Here is a 26848-nt window from a genome sequence, read left to right on the forward strand (position 1 = left end):
ACGGTCTCCTCAGTATCCCCGGTATCAATACCGTTTTTATGCACCACCACCTATAACTCTGTCATTCAAGCGCGTTGCCGCTTTTTCTGCTGCTTAAAAAATCTGAATTCTGTGCTGCCTGCTGCATGGCGGAAACCAAAAAATGCGGTCCAACCGACTTAAGCCGCTACTTTTTGTCTCGTAATGTCAAATTGTGGTCGCACTGTAACAGGTGTTACCCGGATTTAACAAATAATTTATATGAATGAATTTGCGCAAACAACATAGGTTTAGACTAAACCCTTATCAAACCAATCAAACTAACTTCGATTAAATTTCCACATGGAAATAAACATCGTCATTGCATCGTAAATTGCCCCAAGCGCCGCGCTGTACCAGACCACTTCACACAATATCCGCCTCTCCATGTATATCGTCAACCTGTTGCTTCCCGATTTTTCATTGATATTGCTAGGAGCGGTCTTGCATCGTTTCAGCGACTGGGGCGGCGCGTTCTGGACCGGCGCCGAAAAACTGGTGTATTTCCTGTTGTTCCCGGCCCTGCTGTTTTACTCCACTGCGCGCACCCCTTTGAGCTTCGACACCAGCGGCAAAATGCTGGCAGTCGGCATGTGCGCCCTGCTCGGCTCCATCCTCCTCACCTGGCTGGGCAAACCCTGGATCAAGGCGGCGCCTATGGATTACGAGTCCGGCATGCAAACCGGTTACCGCTTCAATTCCTATATGGCGCTCGCGCTGGCCGCGCGGCTGGGCGGCGAGCAGGCGACCGGCATGATGGCCCTGCTGATCGGCTTCGGCGTGCCTTTGTGCAATCTCGCCGCAGTGCATGCGCTGGCGCATAAAAGCGGCGGCCTGTTCAAGGAACTGGCGCGCAATCCCTTGCTGATCGCCACCGCCTGCGGCCTGCTCTATAGCTTGTGCGGCTTGCCGATGCCGGAAGTGGCGGGCGCAGTCTTGTCGCGCCTGGGCAACGCTGCACTGGCGCTGGGCTTGCTGCTGGTGGGTGCGGGCCTGCGCCTGAGCGGCGTGCATCAAGCCAAGGCGCTATCCGCGTATTTCCTGACGCTCAAGCTGATGGCGCTGCCTGCCATGGCCTGGCTGCTGGGACAGTGGCTCGGCCTGGCGCCGTCGCAACTGCAGATCGTGGTGCTGTTCTGCGCCCTGCCTACCGCTTCCAGCGCTTACATACTGGCGGCGCGCATGGGCGGCAACGGCCCGCTGGTAGCATTCCTGATTTCTTCCGGCACCATGCTGTCGGCGTTGACGCTGCCGTTCTGGCTGTGGATGTTGCAACATTAAATGGCCGATCAGGCGCCGTGCTGCTGCAGGGCCCACGCCACATGCTCGCGCACCAGCTCTGACGGGTCGGCGCTGCGCGACCGCAGCGCTGCGACGATTTCCGGCGTGCCGGCGCCCGCCGCGGCGGCATTGCCGAGACCGACCGCCATGTTGCGCAGCCAGCGTTCATAGCCGATGCGGCGGATCGGACTGCCTTCCATGCGGCTGTTGAACTGCTCCTCGCTCCAGCCGAACAGTTCCACCAGCGTAGCCTGGTCAAGGCCGTTGCGCACATCGAAATCGCCCAGCGTCGACGGCTGGGCAAATTTATTCCAGGGACAAAACAGCTGGCAATCGTCACAGCCGTAGACGCGGTTGCCGATCAAGGGTCGCAGTTCCAGCGGGATGCTGCCTTTCAGTTCAATCGTCAGATAAGAGATACAACGGCGCGCGTCGAGCCGGTAAGGACCGACGATGGCCTGGGTCGGACAGACATCCATGCAGGCGCTGCATTGGCCGCAATGCGAACTGGTAGGCGGGTCGACCGGCAACGGCAGATCAGTCAGGATTTCGCCGAGGAAGAAGAACGAACCGGCTTCCCGATTGAGCAGCAAGGTGTGCTTGCCGCGCCAGCCGAGACCGGCCTTCTGCGCCAGCGCCACTTCCATCACCGGCGCCGAATCGGTGAACACGCGGTAGCCGAATTCGCCGATTTCGCCCTTGATGCGATCGGCCAGCTGCTGCAGGCGCGAGCGGATCACCTTGTGATAATCGCGGCCGCGAGCGTACAGCGACACCGTCGCCGTGCCCGCGGCGGCCGGCGTCAGCCGCGCCTGTTCGCGCGGGCGCCACTGGCCCGGCGCATCCTGGTAGCCGCGCGGCAGATAATCCATGCGCACCGCGATCGCCCGTATCGTTCCCGGCACCAATTCCGCCGGACGGGCGCGCTTCAACCCGTGCGCTGCCATATAATCCATCTCACCGTGATAACCGAGCGCCAGCCAGGCCTGGAATCCGGCCTCCTGCTCGGCGAGGTCGACGTCGCTGATGCGGATATCGGCAAAGCCAAGCTCGCGCCCCCATGCCTTGATGGCGACGGCAAGCGCCGCCAGATCGGGAGCGGGCGGGGGTTTCCCGGTAAAGTGTTGCTGCGTGACGGCCATGGCTGCTGCGATTCCAAAAAACACTACTGAACTGACTATAGAGGACTATGTTACGCGATGCCGCATTTTACAACCCACCTGCATGATGAAGCCGGCACCAATGCCCTCGGCGCTGCCCTGGCGCGTGCCTTGCTGCCCGGAATGGCGATCCATTTGCATGGCGATCTCGGCGCCGGCAAGACCGCGCTGACGCGCGCCATGCTGCATGCGGCCGGTTACCAGGGCCATGTAAAAAGTCCGACCTACACTTTGGTGGAACCTTATTCCATCCTGATAGACAAACACAGCGTCGAAGTCATGCACTTCGACCTGTACCGGATGGCCAGTCCGGATGAATTCCTGGAAGCCGGCTTCCGCGAATATTTCAACCAAAGCACCATCTGCATCGTCGAATGGCCGGAAAAAGCCGCCGCAGCGTTGCCGCCGCCCGACATCAGTATATTACTCAGCGTTTCCCGTGTTTCCGACAAGGGACGTGATGTAGAATTGCAGGCGTTATCTGATAAGGGTAGTCAATGTCTCGCTCGACTGAAATTTGCACCAAACCTCTAAAATCGAAGACCCGCCGCACCGTTCTGAAGGCGGGCGGGACCCTGCTCATTTCGGTGCTGGTGCCAAGCGTGGCGCGCGCCGCGCAAATTGTTGCAGTTCGGGTCTGGCCGGCGGATGACTACACCCGCGTCACCCTGGAAAACGATTCGGACCTGAAAACCACGCACTTCGTGGTGCAAAATCCGGACCGCATGGTGGTCGACATCGAAGGCATCGAACTGAATGCGACGCTGAAGGAACTGGTCGCCAAGATCCAGCCCAACGATCCCTATATCAAGCAAGTGCGCGTCGGCCAGAACCGTCCGGGCGTGGTGCGGCTGGTGTTCGACCTCAAGGAAGAAGTCAAACCCCAGGTCTTCACCCTGCCGCCGGTGGCCGGCTACCAGCATCGGCTGGTGTTCGACCTGTATCCGGTCAACCCGCCCGACCCGATCGCGATGATGATCGAAAAAGGCGAATGGCCTTCCGCCAATCCGGGCGAAGTGGCGCCGCCGGTGGCGCAGACCAAGCCTGATCCGAAACCGACGCCGCCGTTGCAGCCGCAGCCGGAGCAGCCGCAGGTCGCCAAGATCGATCCCAAGCCGGACCGCACTTCCAACCTGACGCGCATGATCACCATCGCGCTCGATCCCGGCCATGGCGGCGAAGACCCGGGCGCTACCGGCAGCGGCGGCAATCACGAGAAGCATGTGGTGCTGTCGATCGCCAAGCGCCTCAAGGCCAGGATCGAACAACAGCCGAACATGCGGGTGATGCTGACACGCGACGCCGATTTCTTCGTGCCGCTCGGCGTGCGCGTGCAAAAAGCACGCAAGGTGCAGGCCGACCTGTTCGTCTCGATCCACGCCGATGCGTTCGTAACGCCGTCGGCGCGCGGCTCGTCGGTGTTCGCCCTGTCGGAAAAAGGCGCCAGTTCGACCGCTGCGCGCTGGCTGGCCAACAAGGAAAACTCGGCCGACATGATCGGCGGCATCAACATCAAGAGCCACGACCGCCAACTGGCCAGCGTCCTGCTCGACCTCTCGACCACGGCGCAGATCAGCGACAGCATGAAACTCGGCGGCGCGGTACTGGGCGAAATCGGCGGCATCAACAAATTGCACAAGGGCTCAGTGGAACAAGCCGGCTTTGCCGTGCTGAAGGCGCCGGATATTCCGAGCATCCTGATCGAAACCGCGTTCATCTCGAATCCGGAAGAAGAAGCCAAGCTGACCGACAACGCCTACCAGGACCAGATGGCGGATGCGATCCTGAAGGGCATCAAGAAATATTTTGCCCGCAATCCGCCGCTGGCAAGGAATATCCTGACCTGAGGCGGCTTCATCCCGTGCAGGCATCATGCCAAAACAGTAATGACACAAAAAATAAGGGCGCGCTGCAAGATTTGCAGCGCGCCCTTATTTCATTTTGAACCGCAGTCGCTTGCTCATGCGCTGCGCATTTTCTTGTAAAACTTCCACAAGCCGCCCAGCGCTACCGGCACAATCGCCGCGCCGACCCCGACCAGCACGATCGTGTTCAGATGATCGCGGATGACAGGAATATTGCCGAAGAAGTAGCCGGCCGCGACCAGGCCGACCACCCAGATCAGGGCGCCGGTAATATTAAAGAACTGGAATTTGGAGAAATTCATCTCGGACACGCCAGCCACGAACGGCGCGAAAGTCCGCACGATAGGGACGAAGCGCGACAGGATGATGGTCTTGCCGCCATGGTGTTCATAGAAAGCGTGAGTCTTTTGCAAGGCCGCCTTGTCCAGCCAGCGGTAGTCATGGGTATAGACCTTGTGCCCGATCAGGCTGCCTATCCAGTAGTTGAGGGTGTTGCCGGTGGTTGCGGCAATGATCAGCAAGCCCATCAGCGCCCAGATATTCATCTCGCCGGTGGCGCAAAAGGCGCCGCCGATAAACAGCAAGGTATCGCCGGGCAGGAACGGCAGCACCACCAGGCCGGTTTCGCAGAAAACGATCAGGAACAGAACCATGTAGACCAGTGTGCCGTATTCCCGGATCAGGAAACCGAGGGATTTATCGACATGCAGGATGACATCGATGAATTGCATAAAGTCCATAGTCCTTGTTCCTCAGTTAACCGCTTTTATGTTTGAAAAGTCTTATGCACACTGACTTTCCTTTATTGAATTAAGTTCACCCGCCTGCACGAAACGCGGCGGGCGCTCGTGCCATCCTGCCTGTCCGGCCGGTAAGCCGGCCAGTTTTTCCTCAGGGTGCGCCGGAATAATACACTACCGAAGACTGGACAAAGGCGGTTTTGGCAAATGTTTGCGCAGGCAAGCCCGGCCAACCGGCGGCGCCGGCTTCGGTATAATCGCTGCATGAATGCACCGCTCTCCCCTATCCGCTCCATCCAGCAGCTGCCCGACAACCTGATTTCGCAAATTGCGGCGGGCGAGGTGGTCGAACGGCCGTCCGCCGTGGTCAAGGAATTGCTGGAAAATGCCCTCGACGCCGGCGCCAGCCAGGTCACCGTCCGCCTGGAACAAGGCGGCGTCAAGCGCATCGCCATCACCGACAACGGTCGCGGCATCACGCCGGAGCAATTGCCGCTGGCGCTGGCGCGCCATGCCACTTCAAAAATCGCCTCGCTGCACGACCTGGAAAACGTCGCCACCCTGGGGTTCCGCGGCGAAGCGCTGGCCTCGATCGCCTCGGTGTCGCAGCTGACCTTGACCTCGCGCACCGCCGACGCCGCGCACGCCTCGGAAATCGACGGCAGCACCCAGGCGGTGACGCCCTCCTCCGGCGCGCAAGGCACCACGGTCGACGTCCAGGACCTGTACTTCAATACCCCGGCGCGCCGCAAGTTCTTGAAATCCGAGCAGACCGAATTCGGCCATTGCGCCGAAGTGGTCCGGCGCATCGCGCTGGCGCGGCCGGATGTTTCCTTTTCGCTGACGCACAACGGCAAGACCGTCGATCACTGGATCGTCACCGAAATCGGCAAGCGCAGCGCCAGCATCCTTGGCAACGAATTCGCCAACGCCCGCCTGGCGCTGGACGAAGCCGCCGGCCCGCTGCGCCTGCACGGCTTCGTCGGCTTGCCGACCGCCTCCAAGGCGCGCGCCGATGCCCAGTATTTCTATGTCAACGGCCGCTTCGTGCGCGACAAGCTGCTGGTGCACGCAGTGCGCGCCGCCTATCAGGACGTGCTGCACGGCGACCGTTACCCCTCGTACGTGCTGGGCCTGGACCTCGATCCGGCGCTAGTCGACGTCAATGTACATCCGTCGAAAATCGAAGTGCGCTTCCGCGACAGCCGCGCGGTGCACCAGTTCGTGTTCCATGCCGTCAGCCGAGCCCTGGCGCAGACGTCCGCCACCTCTTTCGGCGCAACGCCGGCGCCGCTGGCGTCGCCTAGCGGCGCCATGCCCTGGATCCGCGGCTCGCAAGAACATCTGCAAGCAATCCTGCAACCCGGCGGCGGCCCACAGGTGCCGCAACAGCAAACCTCGTTCGGCCCGCAATTCGCCCATGGCGCCAGCGGCGTCGCACAAAGCACCGCCAACTACGGCGCATTGTTCGCCGATTCCGCGCGCCCGGCCAGCGATGGCGTTGCGGGTTATCAAGCGTTGCCGCAGGCTGCCAGCCAGGCCCTGCCCGGCGACGACTTCCCGCTCGGCTTCGCCCTGGCCCAGCTGCACGGCATCTACATCCTGGCGCAAAACACCAAGGGCCTGGTGCTGGTCGACATGCATGCCGCCCACGAACGCATCCTCTACGAACAGCTCAAAGGCGCACTGGATGAAGACGCCATGCAAGTGCAGCCGCTGCTGATCCCGGTGACCTTTTTTGCCGACGCGGTAGAAGTCGGCACCGCCGAAGAAAACCAGGAAACCCTGCACGCGCTCGGTTTCGACATCGCCGCGATATCGCCCACCACGCTGGCGGTGCGCTCGGTGCCGGCCTTGCTGAAGAACGCCGATGCGCAGACGCTGGCGCGCGACGTTCTGCGCGATGTGCGCGAGTTCGGCGGCTCGCGGGTGCTGGTGGAACGCCGCAATGAACTGCTGGGCACGCTGGCCTGCCACACTGCTGTACGCGCCAACCGCAGCCTGACAGCGCCGGAAATGAACGCCCTGCTGCGCCAGATGGAAGCCACCGAACGCGCCGACCAGTGCAACCACGGCCGCCCGACCTGGAGCCAGCTGGCGCTGTCCGACCTGGATAAACTTTTCCTGCGCGGCCAGTGATGGCGGAGAAAAGCAGCATGCAGCCAGCATCGGCAACATCCGTACAGAAACCGCTGGTGGTCGCCATCATGGGCCCCACCGCCTCCGGCAAGACCGCCTCGGCGCTGGAAATCGCCCGCCACATCCCTTCTGAAATCATCTCGGTCGATTCGGCCCTGGTGTACCGCGGCATGGACATCGGCACCGCCAAGCCCAGCCGCGCAGAACTGGACGCGGTACCGCATCACCTGATCGACATCATGGAGCCGACCCAATCCTATTCGGCCATGCAGTTCCGCGACGACGCCCTGCGCCTGTTCGCCGACATCCATGCGCGCGGCAAGCAAGTGCTGATGGTCGGCGGCACCATGCTGTATTTCAAAGCCCTGCGCGACGGCCTCGACGTCCTGCCGCAAGCCGATCCGGCGCTGCGCGCCCGGCTCGACGCCGAAGCCGCCGTGATCGGCGTGCCCGGCATGCACGCCAAGCTGGCGCTACTCGACCCGGTCACCGCCGAGCGCCTCAAGCCCAACGACAGCCAGCGCATCCAGCGCGCCCTGGAAATCATCGCACTGAGCGGCCAGACCATGTCCTCTCTGCTGACCAACCAGCCAGCGCCGGAGCTGCCCTTCGAGATACTGCCGATCGCGCTGGAACCGTCCGACCGCAGCATCCTGCACGGCCGCATCGCCCAGCGCTTCGACCTCATGCTGGATCCAGAGAGCGGCGGCCTGATCCATGAAGTAGAAACCCTGCGCGCCCGCGGCGACCTGCATCTCGGCCTGCCCTCGATGCGCTGCGTCGGCTATCGCCAGACCTGGGAATACCTGGACGGCCAGTACGGCTACCAGGAAATGCGCGAAAAAGGCATCGCCGCCACCCGCCAGCTGGCCAAGCGCCAACTCACCTGGCTGCGCGCCATGCCGGAGCGGATTGTGATCGACTGCATCGGTGAACATGTTGCGAAAACCGTGCTGGAGACGGTGACAAACGCCCTGAAACGCTGACAACACGGCCTAGTTGCCATTTTGCAGCATCGCAAACCTGTTTTTCTTGACAGCTTTTAGAGAAATGCGTCATAATTTAGGGCTTCATTGGTGATATAGCTCAGTTGGTTAGAGCACAGCACTCATAATGCTGGGGTCGGTGGTTCAAGTCCACCTATCACCACCACGAACACGTTTCAAGAAGTCCAGCAACGTACAGAAACCCGCTTCTAGCCTAGTGCTGATGCGGGTTTTTTGTTTCTGGAGCGTTTTTAGCGTCCATTGCAATCCAAAGTTTATGTTGGTACCCTTGTTGATACGGGAACGTTCATCAAAATCACATACCAACAAAAATGCCTAAACTAGCCACGCCGCTGACTGAAACGCAGATTGCCGAGCTAAAACCGCGCGCCAAAAGGTACAAAATTGGCGGCGGGCATGGCTTATATATATTAGTTGAGCCCACGGGCATAAAGCGCTGGCAAATGGTTTACAAGCGTCAGGGCATGGAAACCTCCCTGCGGCTAACTTCACGGCGTTTAACAACGCTCTCCGCCAGAAAGGCGACACAAAAATTGATGTAATCCGCCGCGCGATTCTTCAACTCCAGCTGGCTGAGCGTGATCCTACCGGCGTGGTACTGAATCCAACGGACTGGGCCGACATCGAGCTACAGAAAGACTCCACCGGCCAATACATCTGGGTTGACGTGACGACTGGCGGTGAATCCAAGGTATGGCGCCTTGCTGTCGTGCCCACCAATGCAATTGCAGCTGGCAATTTCTTGGTCGGCGACTTCCCGGCCGCAGCAGTCGTCTACGACCGCCAGGACGCCACGATTGAAGTCAGTCGAGAGCACGGGGACAACTTCGTGAAGAATATGGTCACGATTCTGGTTGAAGAACGGCTAGGTTTGGCAGTTGAAGCACCAGGGGCGCTGGTTTATGGGTCTTTTATTGCACCATAACCCAAGATAAAGACGGGGCGATTTATGCTCATTGATTCAAACACAATCTGGAAGACAGTTCCAAATTTGTTGAATATCATAAATCGCCCGAAAACGCTCGTCTCAATTTTTTCACAGAACGGAACTTTATAAAAAGCATCTGTTGTATCTACGCACAAGGATAATCCAGCCTCAGATCGATTACTTTGTGTTCCCAGTCTGCTTCCTAAGCAGTGCCGCAAGCTCCGGATGATCTTTCCTTTCCGCCAAGGTCGCGGAATCTGCCCCTCCCTTTTTGGCTTTTATATCCGCACCTTTCGCAAGCAGCATCCTGACGGCTTCGGCATTACCGTCATCTGCCGCACTGAGAAGTGGTGTCCAACCGTTCCTATCTGAAAGGTTGGGATTGGCGTTCAAATCAAGCAAGACCTTAACCATCTTCGTCTGGCCACGATTTGTCGAGATGAGAAGTGCAGTCGATCCGTCCTCGGCTCGCGCATCAACGGAGACGCCCTTCTTAGAGCTAAGTGCCTTTGCCAACTGCTCCCCCATTGCCTCCGACGCCCCATAAGCCATGACTTGATCGAGTTGCGGCTCAATCGCCAAGGCCGTTTGAAAATATTTTTCCGCGCCGGTTCCAGCGCCTTGCGCCACCATGTCAGCCCACTTCCGATAGATTGCAAACGCGAGAATACGCCGCCCCATGCCGTAATCCATAACCTTCAGTGCCGCATTGGCCTGCTCGATTGCCTCGTCATTTCGGCCGAGAGTTGCACTCAAATAGTCCGCGTACTCCCCGCGTAGCCAAGCATTGGTTGGGCGAAGTTTGATTTGCTCCTTATAAAGCGCGACAACCTTGCTGGTGTCTCCCGACTGCTTGTAACTCTCGATTAAAAAGCCATACGCTGAAGACAACGCCTTTTTGTTGGAAGTACCGCTTTTTAGCACACGCTGCCACCGCTCGGTGGCAGCTGAAAACTCACCTCGGGCATTATTCAGGGAAGCCCAATTCAGTTGCAGCCATGGGTCGTCGGTTCCAAGTATCTCCGCTTGAGCCAACGACTTCGCAGCGTCATCAAGCTTGGTCTGCTCCAACTGAATATACCCAAGATAAACATAGCCTTCTGCAAAACTTGGGTTGATCCGAATCGACTCACGAGCCAGCGTTTCTGCCGTATCAAGCGTTCCCGGTGCGTAATTTCCAATTGTGTAGAAATATGTTCCATTCTTTACATTGCGAGAATTGATGTAGCCGGCCATTATCTGAAGGCGAGCTAGTTCCTTAAACGCAAAATAACTTTGAGGGTCCAACTTTAACGCTTCTGCAAGTTTCTGTTGCGCCTGTTCCAGAAGCTGTCCTTCCCCGTGCCAAGAGTTAAGTAACTCACCTGCCGCTTTGACGTCCTGTTTGCTTTGCGCCACCGACTCTTTCGTTGCTGCGGTTGAAATCCCCGTCACTATAAAAATCAACAAACATCCCGCAATTGATACGGTGGCCTTGAGAATCTTCGCCATAGATCCGCCATTTTTTTGCATAACTACAATTCCTCACCAAAAGTTAGTTTATTTTCAGCAATATTATCAGTAAGAGCGTTAAGAATGTGTATTCCATTGCAACTAGAGCCATTTATCTTCTAACAATGGCGAGGTAATCGAGCATCGGCATTCATTGGCTATAAAGTTCAAATATATGATGAAGCAATTGAGGCGAGTTTGTGATGTGTACAAATGAAAAGCCGGACGACGACAGCCAGCTTTATTTAAGGCTTGGTCAAGAGACCAATCACGGAAGTTAATGAGATAGATAAAGAATTATTTTTGCGGGTATCAGTGCGGGTACATTTAATTTAATAGGAATACAAACCATTTTATTAATTGGGTTTACAAGTACTATTCAACTCCACCTATCCGAGCAAATCCGCCATCTGCCGCGAATATTTCTCTTAGCATTTTGTCCATCTAACCACCCCAAATCAGCACGCCCGCGCTAAACACCTCTTGAAGCCCCTTGCAAACGACCCGATATGGAGTACCTGACCATCGCAATCCCGAAGGAGCACTTCATATGAGTCCGCAAGAATCGCAAGCTTTGCAAGATTTCCTGAATCAACTCACGCAAACCAGAGGCATCGCAAAGGATCCGCAAGCCGATGCATTGATAGCAAGTGCAGTAGCGCAGCAGCCCGATGCGGCTTATCTGCTGGTGCAGCGCGCACTGCTGATGGATCAGGCCCTCAATACGGCCAAGGCGCAGATTGCGAACTTGCAAAGCCAGGTCCAGGCGGCGCAAGCGCCGGCGCGCAGTTTTCTTGATCCGGCAAATGCCTGGGGCAACAGTGCGGCGCCGGCATCGCGTCCGGCGGCGGCGACACCTTATCAGCAGCCGCCAATACAGCAAGCTCCTGCCGCATATCAGTCGCCGCTACAAGCGCCGGCCGCGGCACCGGGCTTTTTTGGCGGCGGGATTGGCAATGTGCTGGGCAGCGTCGCGACTACCGCTGCGGGCATCGCCGGCGGCGCGTTCCTGTTCCAGGGGATTGAGCATCTGATGGGGAATGGCGGCAATCATGGTGGTGGGCTGTTTGGCCAGCAGGCTGCGGCGGCGCCATTGGCGGCACCTGTGGAAAACACGACCATCAATAATTACTACGCGGACGATAGTTCAGACAGCTCAAATGATGTCGCCAGCAACGACGTTGATTCGGATGACGGATCGTTAGCGTAATTCGCCGGACTCGCATGCCAGCATGAAATATGCTGACCGTGCGCAGATAAACAAAACGGGCCGCGAAGGCCCGTTTCTTATTGGCGACAATATGCCAGCCCTGCATCAGGTCTAGTTGTCGATCACCTCGCGCCAGGCGTTGCGCTGGCCTACCTGATTTGACGGAGGAAGAGGCAACACTGTACTTGTCGAGGAGCCGTCCGATCCCTTGGTTTCCGCGACAATTTTGCCGTTCGCAAGCTTGACCAGCACCGGACGGCTGGAAAGAACGCTTCCCAGGAAAGTTCCGGACCAGCTTGCCGTCGAATTTGCCACATATCCGCCGCTTGCGGCATCCAGCAGGTAAAGCCAGGATGAACCACCGGGTGCGCACGCATCGGTGCTCGGAATATTGGTGGTGAAACTGATCGCTCCAAGCACCAAAGCCGGGTCCGTGGTTGAGCGTTCACCGCTGTTAGGAAGATCGACATACCATCCTTGCTTGGTCGCATCTGCCGCGCTCTTTGTGACGGTCGCACTGCTGCCGCTGACGCTAAGCGTTTGCTGCACCAGGCTTGAGCGCAAGGGACTGATGAGCGGGGTGCTGGACTGGTTGTCGACCAGCCCGTAGAAAGTTTGCGTCTGGGCGGCATTTGCATTCGCACCGGTAGAGCCGGGAATATCCGTTGCGCCGAAGTATTGACCAGTGCCGACATAAACCATGCGTTTGTTGTTAACCTTGCCCAGTTCTGGCGCAGTCGTAATCGGCTGCGGATTGGCGGCGGTGGTGCCATCGACCAGGGTTGCCAGCAAGGAGACGTTCCAGCTGCTGCTGCTCGATCCGGTCAAGTCGAAACGCCACAGATTGCCGAGCAGGTCGCCGCCATAGACATAGTCCGTGGTGTTGTCGACGCTGGCGTTTTCAACATAAGCGCTGATCTGCGCCAGGCCGCTCGGTGCTGCGGCAGTGCCGACGCCGGTGGAGATATCCTGGATCAGCGCGCCGGTGCTGGCGTTCAGGACAAACAGATGGCCCTTGCCGTCGCCACTGGTATCTGTACCGTTGTTATAGCCCGATGTCACCAGCACTACCCAACCTGCAGCTGTGGTCTTGACCAGGATCGGCTTGCCGTAGCTGTAGCCGATGTTGGGCACAACCGTGCTGGCGGTGGAGGTATTCGGAAATTCCCATTGGACCTTGGAAGCAACGCTGGCATCGCTGGTTGCAGCCGGATTGGTGACATTCAGCGCATAGTAGCCGCGGCCGCCCTTGTTCAGGCCGCCCACCAGCAAGCTAATCCAGTTGGGCGACGGGGTACTCGGCAGCGGCGAAGTGTAATTCAGGTCGACATCGCCTTGCACCGGCGTCCCGTCCACATAATAAAGATGGGTAAATCCGGTCTTCATGCTGAGGTTGACCAAGGCGCTGGTGGAAGGATAGTTGGTCGCAGGGTTGGTGCTGGCAGTCACATAGGGTGCGTTGACGAGAATGCCAGGCACATAGGCCCATGCCTCGGCGCCGGTAGTGGCGTTGAAAGCATGCAGCATGCCGTCGTTGCTGCCCTGATACACCATTTTCTGCCGCGTCGAATTGGTGGAGGCAAAGGAGGAATATCCGGCATCGGGGTAGCCCGCGTTCGGCACCGTCACATAAGCCGGCTCCGAATTGATGATGTCTCCCAGCACGTGCGTGCGGGTGCGATAGAGAGTGGTCTCGTTGCTGCGATCGCCGCGCAGGAAATTAATGACGGTGGACGCATCGCTCGGGCCCGGCGGGGTGACTGGAGAGTTCAGTCTTGCTCGTTGGGCTGTTGTCAGTCCCGTGCTACCTGTGTTGAACCCTACTCCTGCTGCACCCGAATAGCTGCCGATGTAGCGGCCGCTCCAGGTAAGCGCATCCAGCTGCGCTTGCGCTCCGGTCGTCCAGATTGGCGCCGCAGTGTTGATCACCCCTGTCGTCGGGCTGATCGGATAGGCTTGCAAATCGCCGGTCCATGTACCGGAGTTGTAGTTCGACGAGAAGGAACTGTTGTCGGTTGTGGAAACGTTCGGATTGCTCACCGCCACCGCCGCGCCTGATCCCTGGCGGCCGATGATGTCAGAAAGCGCGTTGCCCAGCGCCGCCTGTAAAGCGGTCGGATCTTTCGCACTGGTGTAGATGCCATGGCCATTGACCGCTGCATGCCACAGGTCGTCGATGGTTGTCAGATCATTGGAAACGGGCACCGGCCAGTTGATGGCCCCACTCTTCAGATTGTTATAGGTAGTAGTATCGTTGGTCAATGTGCCTGGCGCCCCAAGCCCGATGGTGTAAGTCACCATGTGCTGCCAAGTGGCCGGATCAGAGGCGTTGGGCAGTACGTTATTAGTGGCTGAGGGGCGCAGATCTGTGATCCAGTACTTCATGGTGACATCGGCCAAGGTATCGGATGTCGCCGTGGGTCCCTCGTTAAAGATTGCCGGAAACGGCTGACCCGCTGTCAGTGCGACACCTGCGATCGGGTCGAGCGGAACCGGCGCAGGCAAGGTAGGGACAGTTTGGTCGTTATCTCCTACAGAGGTGGATAAGCCCTGATTCCAGAATCCGTCCGTGGACACAATTTGATAGTTGTGCTGGCAGGAGTATAGAATCGGGTCCGCTGTGCTTGGCGAAACGCCAGGCATTTTTCCGGTCGCGTAGTATTCCCCCACTTTGCGTATCGCTTCGCCGAGCGGCGTGCTTCCGACCGGCTGGATGGATAGCAGGTTTTGGTACCAGATATCTTTCTGGCACCCTGCGCCAAGCGCACAGCTATTGAAATAGTTAATTGGAATAAAGTTGGTGCCTGAATTATTCAGTCTGCCTCTATTGTCGTTGATGGTAGAGAAACCGACCCGAAAACTTTTGTCGATAGTGGAGAAGGCGCGGCTCAGCCCGGTTTTCATCGTCAGTATCCGCGTGCGATAGTAGCTGAACCAATTGGCAAAATTGGTTCTTTCATCAGTGCCTCCAGGGCCGGAAGTGGCTCCGACGATGACGGCTTGATATCTTCTATTCGAATAACAGGTGCCGACTACTGGCGTTGCGGGGCTGGTTCCCACATATTTGTAGTAATAAGCTGGCTGTTGCGTATCGAAGCTGTTGTTATCGTTGTCAAAATAAGCCTGAAAAGCACTGGACAGATCAACCGGCGAATTGAAATAGGAATTTCCATCCGGCGTGTAACTATAGGAAGTAGCATAGCCATCTACATAAGCGGCGGTAAAGCTGGCGTTAGGGTATTGCTGGCCGGTGGCATCCTTGCCTGGAAGATAGGTGAAATTCGGATTGTAATAAATCCCGTTATATGAGGAATTTTCATAGCAATTATTGTTTATACCGTTGTAAACGCTATCCGGCATGAAACCCCAGGCCATACTGCCGGAATTATCCAGCGTATACATCAGGTTCGGGCTCACCCGGTTTTGCACCGCCATCGGAATATCGGCAAGATCGGTGGCCAGGGCCTGGAGCGGCGACGCCAACTGGGTCAGCAGCACTACCGAGGCAATCAGGCGCTGGAGATTTTTCTTGTTTTGCATATTGTTCTCACATCTCAAAATGACAGGGACGCCTGGACCAGGCTGCTGGTGTCGCGCGGCCCCAGCACCCTGACGGTAACGCGGTAAAAAACCTTGGTGGCGCCGGTAAAATTCACGCCCCCCGCCTTGTGGCTGCCGTCGGCTTGCAGCGACTGGACTACGCATTGGTTGACTATATTGACGATAGGCAGGGTGCCGGTGCATTGCCGGTCGATCACGTACTGGACCCGGTAGCTCGACTTGTCGCTGCAGCTGATGGTCGCGTTGCTGGGATTGCCGCTGTTGTCGTGGCACGCGACCTTGGTCCAGTCGATCGTGGTCGGCATACCCTTCGAATCGACCGGCTGCTGGGTGGCGAAATACTGATTGGCGATATCCGATTCCACGCTGGTGCTGATGATGTTCGGCATGGCTGCGAACGCCAGTTCGACGCCTGTATCGGCAGCCTGGGTGGCCGCTTCCTTGAACGCCATGTTCCCGGAAATCGTACCGGCAGTGCCGGTAGCGCGCATCAGCGCAATCGCAGCCAGGATCATGACGACCAGCGAAATCATCGCAATGAAAAGCACGGCGCCCTCTTGCCTGTCGCGGCGAACCCTAGGCTGGCGGGTATTTTTCACAGATTTGACCATAGGACGTTTCGCAGTGGAATGATGGTTTGGAAGGTTTTGTAGCGATAGCACTTCCATTGTGAATCAGCGGAAAGATCGATTGTCGGACCGCCGCTCCAGGTTGTGGGCGCCGCGGTCGTCGTGGCGCACACCCCGCCGTTGGGGGCTGGCTTTTCCAGCAGAGGACTGCGCGCGACGACGGCGAGCCGGATCGCCTTGATCCGCAGCACATCCGCGGGCGCCGGACTGGCCCAGGTGGTGCCTGCTACGCCGATATGGCTGCTGCCCGTGGCGCTGACCCAATTGGCAACGCTCTGGTCCCCCACTGTCGTGGAGGTTATGCCGTACTGCGCCTTGATGCTAACGATATTGCTGTCAAGACTAGCTGCCGTTGTTGAGCCGAGGTCTGTTGCCTGAAGCGTGTTCGAGACGACACTGTACGTGCGCAACATCATCGGACCGACATCATATAGTTTCCAGCCGGTTTCCTGCGGCCAGCTGACGCTGTTCTTATACGATGCAGGCGGGTTGTAGCTGACAGTTCCTGCCTTGCCCGGATTCCGCTGAACGTGGCCGGCCGAACCCTGCAGATTGGTAAGCTGGGACAAGGTGCATTGATTGCCTTGCACCATCCATACCATGTCGCCGACGTTGAGGCCGGCTTGAGAATTTGTTTTGAATTCGACGTTTGAGCCGTTGCCGATCACATCGATGACGGTAAGCGGAGCGTTGGCGGCGCCGGCCATCCCCGTCATCATGGTAATAGTGTCCGGCCCGGTACCGCCATCGGTGATGCGAACCGGCATGATCGACAAATTGGATGCAATCGGACCGTTGTTGGCGCTGGAATAAGTGAAAGGCGTTGAACAGTTCAGCAATGGTGAGTTGCTGATGCCCCAGCCCGACATGCGGATATCGCGGCCGATCGCCGATAGCGCGTAGACACCGTTTTCCTGCGTCTCGGCACCGCCGGTGGAGGTGCGTTTCTGGCCTTCAAATGTCGTGTACAGCTGATAGATGATGAGCATGACCAGCATGCCGATGACCATGCCGACCATGACTTCGACAAGACTGAAACCATTTCTCTTTTGCTTGATCGCGTAAGGCATGCTTATCCCTGAATTTGGGCGGTGGCTGAAAAATTGTGCGGCCCGGTGTCCTGCGGACTTTTCCAGCAGACGGTGACGGTGACCACATTGTTGGAGCCGATCACAATCTGCTGTTTATACGCGGCACTGCCGGGCAGCCCGCCTTGCACATCGTTGAGCCAGTTTGTTACGTTGGCAGTGGCGCTGGTACTGGTTCCGGCTGCGCATGTCGCGCCAGTGGCATTGAGGGAATAGGCGCTTAAATTATTCCTGTCGGCCCACATGGCGCCGATGATCTGGCTCGCATACAAGCCGGCATCCGACCGAAATTTGGCGTCTCGCACACCGCTGATGCTGCTGATCTGCAATCCCATGATGGCGAGCACGCCGAACGAGAAAATCAGGATGGCAATCAAGCCCTCCAGCAGGACGAAGCCTGCTGCCGTTTTAGACCGTGTGTGCAGGCCGGGTGAGGCGCATATTTTCATCATGAGCATCCTTGCGGATTTTTGGCCAGCGTAAGTGCCGGGTCGCACAAGCGGATCTGCCCGCCCGGCGTGAGCGTAATACTGAGCTGCCGGGCGCTGGTTCCCGTCGTGTTGGTGACATCGATCTGGACGATGGTTGATGCGGCAGTCAGCCGCCCCATGCCAGTAAACGTAATATTCCCCGGCAGGTTGGCGCCCGCCGCTGCCGCGCTGGTGAAATCGGCAGCCGTCTTGGCGCCGATCCGCGCGTTGACGGTGTCATTGCCGTTTCTGGTTTGCATTGCGGTCGAAAAGTTCGGCGTGCCCGGCGTGGAAAGGTCGTCGGGAACGATGGACCAGTCGGTTCCTCCGCTCACTGCAGCGCCGGCCAGCGTATTGTTTAGCTGAAACTGTACTTCGCTATTGCGCCGCACTGCTTCGGCCCGGGTCAGCTGCAAGCCGTTGACGATGGATTCGGCCGCTGTGCGGATCTGCGCGTTCTGGATCGAGCTTTTAAAGTTCGGCCAGGCCAGTGCAAGCAATGTCGCAAATACGGCCAGGGCAACCATCAGCTCGATCAGCGTTGTTCCGCGCTGGGAACGGATCAGGCTTGATTTTTTCATGGGTGCCTGACCACCCAGGTCGACGCCGCGGAGAACGGTCCCCAGGCACAACTGCTACAGGTCGTGGTCTGGGCATTCTGCTCGTTAAGACCATAAACCAACCCGGCTGCAGGCGTGCTGGCATTGCCGGTTGCAGTGACGTTGAAGCTTTGATTGGAATTGCTGGTGACGCAGGCATACGTGAAAGTTGTAGTGGCGGTGGGCACGGTCACCGCACAAGTAGTACCGGTGCCGTAGGTGCGATTATCCTGGTAGGACTGCTCCATCAGGGCCCGGTAACTGGACAAATTGGTCGGCGCTTCCTGCACCTTGCCTCGCCGGACATAGTCCTGATAGGCAGGCATTGCAACAGCAGCCAGTATGGCCACGATAGCCACGGTGATCATTACTTCAATTAAAGTAAAACCCGAGTTCAATTTTTTCATTACGAGCCGCCTGATTTTCTTATGAACTGATGTTATGCAGCCCGCAACGCCTGAAGTTCAGAACAGGCCTGCCGGGTTGCCTTGATAAAAACCTCGCCCTCAAAGTGAAAGGGTCATTTTGTGTTTCACCTGCAAATATTTCAGGCATCGCCGCGCCCGATAAGCGCGAAATTTCTACGATGCAAGTATTTGAGTATTATAGGTGGACAATTTCCTCAAAGTAATGATTCCCTCCCTCCATTCGTCGCCGCCTATATACCGCTCGTCTACACCTCATGGAACTTTGCAAATCGACAACCAGCGGCGATTCGCAGCTCCTCCAGGATGGAATGGATATCCATCCAGTGCCAAAAAAATAAGCAAAGGGAGTGACTTAGGCCGTTCGTATTGCATGGCCTGCGAGGCCACAAGAAGGCGTTGCGTTGCTACACCAGGCAGCTTGCATGCCGATTCAGGATGACGAGCTATGGGTAAGCAATGTGTATTGAGACTTGTGCGCATCAGCTCGCGAAGCACGCGAACACTTCAGATTCATCTGAAAGAATGGGGAGGAAATTTGAAAAACCGCATACCAGAACGGAAGCAGTCTGTTTGTCTCTGCACTAGGAATGAGGCAAGAAAGACAACATTTCCCTTATTCGGAAGAAGGGATAAATTGATTACCCTGAAAAGGAGCGCCGACTTGTAGATCCGGCCGTCGGCGCTCCTCAATCAGGTGTTAACTTTGGCGGTCTCGCTCAGCAGTCTGCCGCCATCGGGCCCTATCGTCCCGCCCAGCAATCCGCAGCACTGGCAGCAGGCGCCTTTCCATTTTCGGTATCTCTTTTACCGGTGTTATCCAAGAGGAAGGTCCCGCATTTATCATTTGCCGCCGGCACTGCCTGCAGCGTGAAGGAACTGGTAGTGGATTCGCGGATGGAATAAACATATTTCGAGCCGCCGTCGGCGAATACAGGCAGGCTGAGCGCCTTGCCGCCGGCCTGGTAACTATTGTTGATCGTGTATTGCTGCTGCATCCAGTTGGCGTATTTCAGCAACGTCGCCGTCGCCTGCGTCCTGTTCCCGCGCTGTACATATTGCGTGTAACTCGGTACCGCAACCGCCGCCAGGATGGCGACGATCGCTACCACGATCATTAATTCAACCAGCGTAAAGCCGCGTGGCATTGACAATGCATCTTTGGGTTTCATGGACATCTCCTTGATTCTAAGCCGAAGCGATTTTCGACCTGTTAATTTGGTTTGATCGAAAGTTGCCGCCAGCGGCGCACCGCCACTCCTGTAGTCAGGTATTCCTGACAATGTATTTTACCGTCCGAACCCACGGTATTGATACAGCCTGGCTGGGTGACATCCGGATTGGGTATCGGCGCTGCCGTGCCAACCGTGCCGGGGATCGTCGCGGAACTTAAATTGGTGTTGGGCGGCGCATCGGCGACAATCAAATGGAATTTATCCGAGTAAGCTCCCGACAGGAAATTAGCTCCCAAAGTTTGCGAGGAACCGCCGCCGGCACATGGGTCAGCCGTGTTCGGCGTCAGCGACGTGGTCAGCAAGATGACGTCCTTCACGATCTGCAATGCGCCAACGGTGCGCTCGCCGCTGCCGGCGGGATAGTCGATGTACCAGCCGCGCTTTGTGTCCCATGCAACGGTATTCCTGGACAGGGTGCGGCCGATCATTTGGCCCGACTTGGAAAACACGTCGGTCAGGGTCTGCGCCTGCAACTGGCTGCGGCCGCTTACCGCGGCTGCTCCGGGCTTGTCCCATATGCCGTACAGGCTCTGGGTATCGGTGTTCCCGAGATCATCCGTTTCAAAGTATTTTCCGGTGCCGGCCATCACCATCATTCCGCCCAGCGGATGGGCGGCTATGACAGGCGCCTGCACAATGGGCTGGGCTTTCGCGGCAGCGCTCGCATCCTTGGCCGTAAACAGGGAACTGCGGCTCCATTGGCTTGCATCGGTAGCGTTGCTTAAATCGAATTTCCAAAGATTGCCCTGCAAGTCCCCGGCATATGCGGCTATCAGCTGGCGCGAAGCATTGAATAACAACGCCGGCGCCGACAAGCCGTTGCGCGCATCGGCGTTGCCTACACCGGTGTCGATTTTCTTGATCAAGGCGCCGCTCTGGATATCGACCAGATACAGCACCGCATGTCCGTTGGCGCTGTTGTAGCCGTTGCCGAAAATGGCCGCCCATTTGTTATTGGCCAGCAGCACGACTGCCGGTGCGCCCAGCACATGCCCCATATCCGCATCGCTGGAAGCAGCGTTGTACTCCCACAGAACGCTTCCTTCCGCCAGGGAATCCGGCTTGCTGACATCTATCGCAAAGACGCTCTGCGCGCCGGCGCCGGTCGTTCCCAGCAGAATATTTTTCCATGCGCCGCCGATATAGGCGTCTCCCTCCACCAGCGGTCCATCGACAAAATAATGGTGACCGTAGTTAAGGTCGCTCAAGGTTTTCAGGTTGGGATAGACGCTATTCGGGATGAAGGCGAATTTCTCAACGCCGTTGGTATCAAAGCCGTGCAGCATGCCGTCATTGGCCCCGACATAGATCATGCCGTTGCGCTTGGCCTTGTCCCCCAGGAACGCCGTGTAAGTGCTGCCGCCGGGAATCGACGCCGGCAATGCGGCATAGCCGAAATCGTTGCCCTGAACGTAGAGCGGAGTCGAGTTGACGATGTCGCCGAGCTTGTTCTGGCGATAACGGAACACGCCTGAACCGCTGCCGTCCGGCGCCTGCTCCATGCCGGAACTGCCTTTCAGGTAATCCACGACATTGGCTGAAACCAGCATGGCTTGCTGGCTGTCGACGCCGCTGGTCAGGTTCGCCCAGGTAAAGGCCTTGGCACTGTTCGTACTTGGATTCCAGGTCACGATATTGCGTTTTGCGTAGTCCGGCAGCAATGCTGCCGCATCCCATTTCGGCGTCGGATCAAGCTTTCCCCGCGCGCCGATTTGATGCGCAGTCAAATGTCCGGTCCAGCTGCCGGAATCGAAACTCGGGACATAGGCGACGGCATTCTTTGCGCCCGGCACCGGGCCGCCTGGTATCGACGTATTGCCGCCGGAACCGGTGGCCTTGCCGATTTCAGCCAGGATGCTGTTCAGGCCATCCTGCAGGCTCTTGGGATTTTTTGCGCTGAAATAGCTGCCGTGGCCATTGACCGCCGTGTGCCACAGATCGTCGATAGCAGAAGCAGTATCCGCTTTTGGTTCCGGCCACTGCAGTTTCCCATTCTTGATGTCAGCATAATGACCGCTGGCCGCCGTCTTGTAATCCGGCTGATAGACCAAGGTGCCGTTGGCGCCAAGACCGATAGTGTGGGTCGTCATGTGCTGCCAGGTGGCCGGATCGGTCGAGGTTGCCGAGACTTTCCCGACCGTGCCGTTGCCATTGCGAATCCCGATGTCGTTGACCCAGTATTTCATGGCTACATCCGCCAGGACATTGGAATTGGCTTTGCTTCCCTCATAAAAAGGAGCAGGAAACAGCTCACCCGGCGTCAATGCCCCGCCTGCGACAGGATCGTGCGGAACCGGCGCCGGCAATGTCGGCACCGACTTGTCCTGGTTGCCGATCGAGCCTGGCGCGTCGCCGTTCCAATAGCCGTCGGTCGAGAGAATCGTGTAGTTTGCCTGGCACTGCAGCTGGATCGGATCCGGCGCGGATCGCGCGCCTGCCATGCCCTTGCCCATATAGTATTGGCCCACTTGGTCCAGCGCGCTGATCAGCGGCGTGCCGCCCTTCGGGTCAATCGCATACAGCCTGGCGTACCAGGCCGCTTTTTGTGTCGCGTTGAAAAGCGATATGGGGACAAAGTTGGCGGCGCTGACATTCGGCTTGGTGTTGTTGTCGTTGATTGTCGAAAAGCCGACGCGAAAACGATCGTTGATGCCGGAAAAGGCCGTCCCCAATGCCGTTTTCATCAACAGTATGCGGGTCCGATAATACGAAAACCAGTTGGCGAAATTCTGCAGCTCTTCGGCGTATGTGCAGGTGGAGCCGGCGCAATCCGTACGGCTCGAGGCGCGCGGATATTTATCATTGCTCTTAACAATATCCACCCGCCTGTAGTAGGCGTCCTTATCTTCACCTGGATTGCCGGTTGGCGTTCCGCTTCCTATCCAGTTGTAGTAAAACGCATAGCGCGCAACCAGATTGCTCCCAGTGCCGCCAGAGCCTGTGCAGTTATTGTTGCTGGCATATGTCGCTCGATCATAAAGCGGCAAGGAAAATGGATTACGCGGGGTGCACACGGCGCCAATGTCCGTGAGTTTTGCATTCGGCGCCAGATAGGGGTCAATCACTGTCGCCGTGATGCTGGCTTTACCCATGGATGTACCATCGGCCTTGACGCCGGGCGCATAGGTAGTCCCGGGATTGTAGTAAATCTGATTCCAGGCGCTGGAATAGTAGGATCGCTGGGTTTTAGCCGAATTGAATTCAGCCGTGGCATCCGTGCCGGTCACCGATCCCCACACCATGCTGCCTGAATTATCAAGTACATACATGATATTTGGCGGTGGCGGCAGCGGCAGGAACAACGGCGATTGCGCCATTTCCGCGACCGCCACGCCCGATACCGCAGCCATGCCGAGGCACAGGCAATGCGCAGCTAGCTTGATCAGACGGCCGCGCGGCGAGCTGCGCGTTACACTGCTTATTAACATGGGTTCTCCAACTCTCAAAATTTCAAATAGCTTTGCAGCACTACCTTCGCATTAGGACTGGCCATGGACGTGTCGACGCCGAATGCAGTAACCCGATAAACCTTGGCGCTGATATCTCTCTTGATCTGGGTAGGTCCCATCGCAATGCTCGCTGTCACGTCTTCGATAATGCATTGCGCCGCTCCGCTTCCATTCGGCAAGCTTACGGTGGCCGTTGTCGCAGCCGTTTCCGGCCAGACATCCCACACATTGGCGCCGTCAACCGCCTTGGTAATCATGCTGTCGAGTTGGCGGGCGGCGGCGCCGGGCTTAGGAACGATCGCATTTCTTTGCGCCCCTGTTTCGCAATGACGCAAGCCGCTTTCGGCGGCCTGAAACGCCAGTTGGTGATTGCGCGAATTGGCCGCCATCTTTTCGTCCAGCGTCACGTTGCGGATCGCGACAGCGCCGATCAGCATCATGAGAACCAGAAAAACCAGCACCATCGGCAGCGCAATGCCGGATTGCGGAAAATTTTTATGTGCCATAATTAAGTTGGATGAATAGTCGGAGCCGCTCAGTTCAGCAAACTGGCGGTGGCGTTGTTACGCAAGGTGAATGTGCGCGTCATCGTGGTATGCAACAAGCGATCGGTCGCGGTGGTCGGCTCCGTCGCATTGCACTTGTAGTAGGTTTGGCCTGCCGCGCCGGTCATCACGCTGTTCGCGCTATGGATTTCCAGGCAAACGGTCACCGTAACCACGCGATCCCAGCCAACCTTGTTGTTGCCGTTGACCGCACCGGCGGCGCCGGCAGTTGCCGCATCCGTGGTCGTTTGCACGGGCGCATATTGATTGCCGGTGTCAAGCCCGTAGGTCAGCAGCATATTGTCGACATTGCCTAATATCGCCTGCGGAGTTCTGGCGCCGGCATTCCCTCTGCAGTACAAGGTTTTGGTTTTCGTATCGAGATAAAAATTGTTGATCACCAGGCCGCCTTGCGTACTGCTGGCGTTGGCCGCCTTGGCGCCGCTGCAATCCGTCCCTGCGCCGCTGATATTGGTGGCGTCGTAATAGGGTTCGCTGGTGTAGCTGACAGTGAAAGCGGAAGGACCGGCGATGCTCGATGGCGCCGGAACCGGCGCGGAGGCGCAGTTCGGGCGTATCGCCACGGGCGTTGCGAAACCGTAGTTACACCCTGTTATTCCCTTTAGGTCCGATGCATCCGCAGGCGGAAAATCCGTGGTATTGCCAGTCTGCATATTGCCGAATCCAGCCTGCATCAGGTTGCGGCCAATCACCGCCATAGCGTAGCGCCCATCTTCCTGTATGCGCGCATTGTCGTCGTTCAGGCGAGAACTGGATCGGCTGTTCAAGTATAGGTTGCTCAAGAACAGCAACAGGATCAGGCCAATCGTCATCGACACCATTAATTCAACCAGCGTAAAGCCGCGCGCGTTGCAGCGGCGAGCGCCGGCATCCGATAGAAAATTCATCATGGCATCACCGTGGTTTGAAAGCAGCGTATCTCGTTCTGGTCGACTTTTGACGGAAACACCGAAGCATCGCAATTGGCGTCAGCTGCCTTGGCCAGGGCTTTGTCGGGTTCGTTGTAATACACCGTGATGGTGACCCCCTGCTTCGCGTCGTAGGCGGAGACGTTGCCCCAGCCTCCGGCCAGCCCGCGGTTCAGGGCCAGCCGCCACTCATAGATATCTTTATCGGCAATGTCTTGCGGAGTAATGCAAGCCGCCGGTACTTTGCCAGCGCATGACGGGACGGCCGACGGCGGCGCTTCCGAATATTGCTCGCCTGCGCGGTAGTAAGTCGCAGTGTCGGGGCCGCCGCCGGCGCCGCTGTTCACGGCCTTGGTCACGGGAGATGCATTGGCACGTATCCGGTCCGCCATATCGGCGCCAAACTGGCTCGCCAGGGAACGGAAATGCGCCACTTTCTGATATTTCAGTGCGGCCATCTGCAAGCCCGCCAGTCCCAGCAGCGCGAAGGCGGATATCGTGATGGATATCAATACTTCGATCATGCCGACGCCGCGCTGCCGGCGTCCGGCGCGCAATAAATTATTTCTGAGAAAAACCATGCTTCTCATCCCTTTCGATTGCCTTGATGACGTCAAGCCGGGCATGTCTCTGTCCCAGCCGGAAGCGTGCTGATCCGTCCGCTCGGAGAAAAGCAGACTGTCCGCGCAAAGTTGTTTTTGAACGTAAAAGTAAAGGCGCCGGGCGGCGCCGGCCATGGCGCGCCGCCGGCGTTATATGTGATCGCGGTCGCGGTGGATGCTGGAGCGATGCGGGTGCCCGTATTGAAAGCTCCCTGGCGCGCCAGGATTTTGTGCGCAGATGCGGGATCGGGATCCGGCGTATCGGCGGCAGTTCCGACGTATACCAGCCAGCCGCTGGACCAGTCGCTTTCGCTGTTATTACAGGTGTTTGTTCCGCTTTCGGCGCCAGTGCTGCGGCAGATGGTCACCGCGCCGGCACGTTGAATCGCCTCGGAGCGCGCCAGCATGGTCGCCGCAATGAATTCATTGACGTTGCCCGACAAACGAGTCTGGTTAATGAAATTACCCATCGATGGCAATGCCACAGTCGCCAATATGGCCGCCACTGAAATAGTGACAAGTAACTCGACCAGGGTGAAACCCTTACTAGATTGCAAAACAATGCTTTTATGGCATCGGAAAACCCGCAATAAATTCGCAGAATTACTTCTTTGCACGCGACATTCCTTCCTCGGAAAATGCTGATTTGACAAGGCCTTATTATATATTTTGCATTTCCCCAGAAAAACTCTCTGACCGTCCGCTTGTCGTTGCCCTCGTACCGCTCATCTGTTACAAATTGTAAATAAGCAATATATTATGTTTCAAATTGTAAAAGTTCAGTATTTTCTTACTTTTTTATGACTATTGATTTTTACTGGCTTTCCGAAAGCGACACGGTCAGTCAAGCCATCCTTGCTGATAAGTCGAGCGGCCAAATGTTATAATCCGCGCGTCCTGCAAACGGGCCGATAGTCGCCCGCAAAGCGGTTCGGCAATGCGGCAGGCGAATGAGGTTTTCGCAGTGCAGCCATCGTTGCCGCCTTAGGCCATTCTTATTACAGTCCTTATTACAGTCCTTATTACAGTCCTTATTACAGTCCTTGTTCAACGTCATGCACAGATACGGCATGGCTTTCATCTAATGGAGTTTGCTATGTCGGCAACAATGCGGCCAATCCGCCTGCTCATGATTTTCCTGCTGGCGACGCTGGCCTTTTCCGCAATGGCAGTCGAGCGCGATTTTCCCGCCACCACCTTGCGCGGGAAAATGACCATCACCGCCTACCCCACCGTCGCCATGAGCGGCAACACGCTGCGGCTGTCGCCCGGCTCGCGCATCTGGAACACCCAGCAGCTGACCCAGATCCCGAGTTCGCTGGGCAGCGACACTTACCTGGTGAATTACACCTTGAACATACAAGGCGACATCGATCGCGTCTGGATCCTGACGCCCGATGAGGCCAGTGTAAAAATCGAAGCGCAGCGCAACAGTCTGAAACGGTAAATGAAACGATAAATAAGCAGTCATGGAAAA

Annotated in this window: 24 protein-coding genes and 1 tRNA gene; 10 read left to right on the forward strand and 15 right to left on the reverse strand. The window is 57.3% G+C overall.

The genetic code is table 11. The features are described 5' to 3' along the window. Positions 1–405 precede the first annotated feature (405 nt). Positions 406–1299: an AEC family transporter gene (locus KHU30_RS14960; RefSeq protein ID WP_211443429.1), complete on the forward strand. Its 894-nt coding sequence runs from the start codon at positions 406–408 to the stop codon at positions 1297–1299. An 8-nt stretch (positions 1300–1307) separates the two neighbouring features. On the opposite strand, the gene queG is transcribed toward KHU30_RS14960, so the two are convergent. Continuing rightward, positions 1308–2441 carry a tRNA epoxyqueuosine(34) reductase QueG gene (gene queG / locus KHU30_RS14965; protein ID WP_211443430.1) on the reverse strand — a complete coding sequence of 378 codons (1134 nt, stop codon included), beginning with the start codon at positions 2439–2441 and terminating at the stop codon, positions 1308–1310. Between the two features lie 57 nt (positions 2442–2498). On the opposite strand from queG, the gene tsaE reads away from it, so the two are divergent. Together tsaE and KHU30_RS14975 are read left to right on the forward strand one after the other, a co-directional pair. Continuing rightward, positions 2499–2993, forward strand: coding sequence for a tRNA (adenosine(37)-N6)-threonylcarbamoyltransferase complex ATPase subunit type 1 TsaE (gene tsaE / locus KHU30_RS14970; RefSeq protein WP_211443431.1), 495 nt, complete (start codon positions 2499–2501; stop codon positions 2991–2993). After that, a complete protein-coding gene (locus tag KHU30_RS14975; protein WP_211443432.1) occupies positions 2957–4306 on the forward strand; it encodes an N-acetylmuramoyl-L-alanine amidase in 1350 nt (449 codons plus the stop codon). Before tsaE ends, KHU30_RS14975 begins: the two co-directional genes overlap by 37 nt. Before the next feature lie 113 nt (positions 4307–4419). Here the strand turns inward: KHU30_RS14975 and KHU30_RS14980 are convergent, their stop codons facing one another. After that, complete coding sequence (locus tag KHU30_RS14980) at positions 4420–5064, reverse strand: VTT domain-containing protein (RefSeq protein WP_211443433.1); 645 nt, start codon at positions 5062–5064, stop codon at positions 4420–4422. 264 nt (positions 5065–5328) lie between these two features. Between KHU30_RS14980 and mutL the strand changes: the two genes are divergently transcribed. The 5 genes from mutL to KHU30_RS15005 all read left to right on the forward strand — a co-directional run bounded on the left by mutL (position 5329) and on the right by KHU30_RS15005 (position 9135). Then, a complete protein-coding gene (gene mutL / locus KHU30_RS14985; RefSeq protein WP_211443434.1) occupies positions 5329–7203 on the forward strand; it encodes a DNA mismatch repair endonuclease MutL in 1875 nt (624 codons plus the stop codon). Between the two features lie 17 nt (positions 7204–7220). Continuing rightward, on the forward strand, positions 7221–8189 hold the full coding sequence (miaA, locus tag KHU30_RS14990) for a tRNA (adenosine(37)-N6)-dimethylallyltransferase MiaA (protein WP_211443435.1): 969 nt from the start codon (positions 7221–7223) through the stop codon (positions 8187–8189). An 89-nt stretch (positions 8190–8278) separates the two neighbouring features. Continuing rightward, positions 8279–8355 (forward strand) — tRNA-Met (locus KHU30_RS14995). A gap of 166 nt (positions 8356–8521) precedes the next feature. After that, the gene (locus KHU30_RS15000; protein WP_211443436.1) at positions 8522–8752 is read left to right on the forward strand and encodes an Arm DNA-binding domain-containing protein; all 231 of its coding nucleotides are present in this window, start codon (positions 8522–8524) and stop codon (positions 8750–8752) included. Continuing rightward, positions 8647–9135, forward strand: a complete 489-nt coding sequence (locus KHU30_RS15005; protein ID WP_211443592.1) for a phage major capsid protein — start codon at positions 8647–8649, stop codon at positions 9133–9135. The genes KHU30_RS15000 and KHU30_RS15005 overlap by 106 nt, the downstream gene beginning before the upstream one ends. Positions 9136–9315: 180 nt before the next feature. Here KHU30_RS15005 and KHU30_RS15010 read toward each other — a convergent pair whose 3' ends face one another. Further along, on the reverse strand, positions 9316–10629 hold the full coding sequence (locus KHU30_RS15010) for an ankyrin repeat domain-containing protein (protein WP_211443437.1): 1314 nt from the start codon (positions 10627–10629) through the stop codon (positions 9316–9318). A 550-nt stretch (positions 10630–11179) separates the two neighbouring features. Here KHU30_RS15010 and KHU30_RS15015 point away from each other — a divergent pair. Next, positions 11180–11839 (forward strand): DUF2076 domain-containing protein, encoded by a 660-nt coding sequence (locus tag KHU30_RS15015; RefSeq protein ID WP_211443438.1) that lies wholly within the window; start codon positions 11180–11182, stop codon positions 11837–11839. Between the two features lie 111 nt (positions 11840–11950). On the opposite strand, the gene KHU30_RS15020 is transcribed toward KHU30_RS15015, so the two are convergent. From KHU30_RS15020 to KHU30_RS15070, 12 genes are all read right to left on the reverse strand, one after another. Then, entirely contained in the window at positions 11951–15379 is a 3429-nt protein-coding gene (locus KHU30_RS15020) for a pilus assembly protein (RefSeq protein ID WP_329956688.1), read from the reverse strand. 14 nt (positions 15380–15393) lie between these two features. Continuing rightward, a complete protein-coding gene (locus KHU30_RS25570) occupies positions 15394–15948 on the reverse strand; it encodes a pilus assembly PilX family protein (RefSeq protein WP_211471961.1) in 555 nt (184 codons plus the stop codon). 47 nt (positions 15949–15995) lie between these two features. Beyond that, on the reverse strand, positions 15996–17099 hold the full coding sequence (locus KHU30_RS15025) for a PilW family protein (RefSeq protein WP_268907184.1): 1104 nt from the start codon (positions 17097–17099) through the stop codon (positions 15996–15998). A gap of 2 nt (positions 17100–17101) precedes the next feature. Next, a complete protein-coding gene (gene pilV, locus KHU30_RS15030) occupies positions 17102–17575 on the reverse strand; it encodes a type IV pilus modification protein PilV (RefSeq protein ID WP_211443441.1) in 474 nt (157 codons plus the stop codon). Further along, positions 17566–18168: a GspH/FimT family pseudopilin gene (locus tag KHU30_RS15035; protein ID WP_211443593.1), complete on the reverse strand. Its 603-nt coding sequence runs from the start codon at positions 18166–18168 to the stop codon at positions 17566–17568. Before KHU30_RS15035 ends, pilV (KHU30_RS15030) begins: the two co-directional genes overlap by 10 nt. Then, positions 18165–18593, reverse strand: a complete 429-nt coding sequence (locus KHU30_RS15040; protein WP_211443442.1) for a type IV pilin protein — start codon at positions 18591–18593, stop codon at positions 18165–18167. The genes KHU30_RS15035 and KHU30_RS15040 overlap by 4 nt, the downstream gene beginning before the upstream one ends. A gap of 761 nt (positions 18594–19354) precedes the next feature. Then, positions 19355–19783 carry a type IV pilin protein gene (locus KHU30_RS15045; protein ID WP_329956685.1) on the reverse strand — a complete coding sequence of 143 codons (429 nt, stop codon included), beginning with the start codon at positions 19781–19783 and terminating at the stop codon, positions 19355–19357. 41 nt (positions 19784–19824) lie between these two features. Next, positions 19825–23274 carry a pilus assembly protein gene (locus KHU30_RS15050; protein WP_211443443.1) on the reverse strand — a complete coding sequence of 1150 codons (3450 nt, stop codon included), beginning with the start codon at positions 23272–23274 and terminating at the stop codon, positions 19825–19827. 14 nt (positions 23275–23288) lie between these two features. Continuing rightward, entirely contained in the window at positions 23289–23801 is a 513-nt protein-coding gene (locus KHU30_RS15055; protein WP_211443444.1) for a pilus assembly PilX family protein, read from the reverse strand. Between the two features lie 29 nt (positions 23802–23830). Then, positions 23831–24751, reverse strand: a complete 921-nt coding sequence (locus KHU30_RS15060; RefSeq protein ID WP_211443595.1) for a PilW family protein — start codon at positions 24749–24751, stop codon at positions 23831–23833. After that, the gene (pilV, locus tag KHU30_RS15065; protein WP_211443445.1) at positions 24748–25350 is read right to left on the reverse strand and encodes a type IV pilus modification protein PilV; all 603 of its coding nucleotides are present in this window, start codon (positions 25348–25350) and stop codon (positions 24748–24750) included. Before pilV (KHU30_RS15065) ends, KHU30_RS15060 begins: the two co-directional genes overlap by 4 nt. A gap of 32 nt (positions 25351–25382) precedes the next feature. Then, a complete protein-coding gene (locus tag KHU30_RS15070) occupies positions 25383–26024 on the reverse strand; it encodes a GspH/FimT family pseudopilin (protein WP_211443446.1) in 642 nt (213 codons plus the stop codon). A gap of 443 nt (positions 26025–26467) precedes the next feature. Here KHU30_RS15070 and KHU30_RS15075 point away from each other — a divergent pair, with 443 nt between their 5' ends. Then, positions 26468–26818 carry a hypothetical protein gene (locus tag KHU30_RS15075; RefSeq protein WP_230411187.1) on the forward strand — a complete coding sequence of 117 codons (351 nt, stop codon included), beginning with the start codon at positions 26468–26470 and terminating at the stop codon, positions 26816–26818. The last annotated feature ends 30 nt before the right edge of the window (positions 26819–26848 follow it).

Origin of the sequence: Collimonas humicola (genome assembly GCF_018304945.1) — a bacterium.
GTDB classification, from domain to species: domain Bacteria; phylum Pseudomonadota; class Gammaproteobacteria; order Burkholderiales; family Burkholderiaceae_D; genus Collimonas; species Collimonas humicola.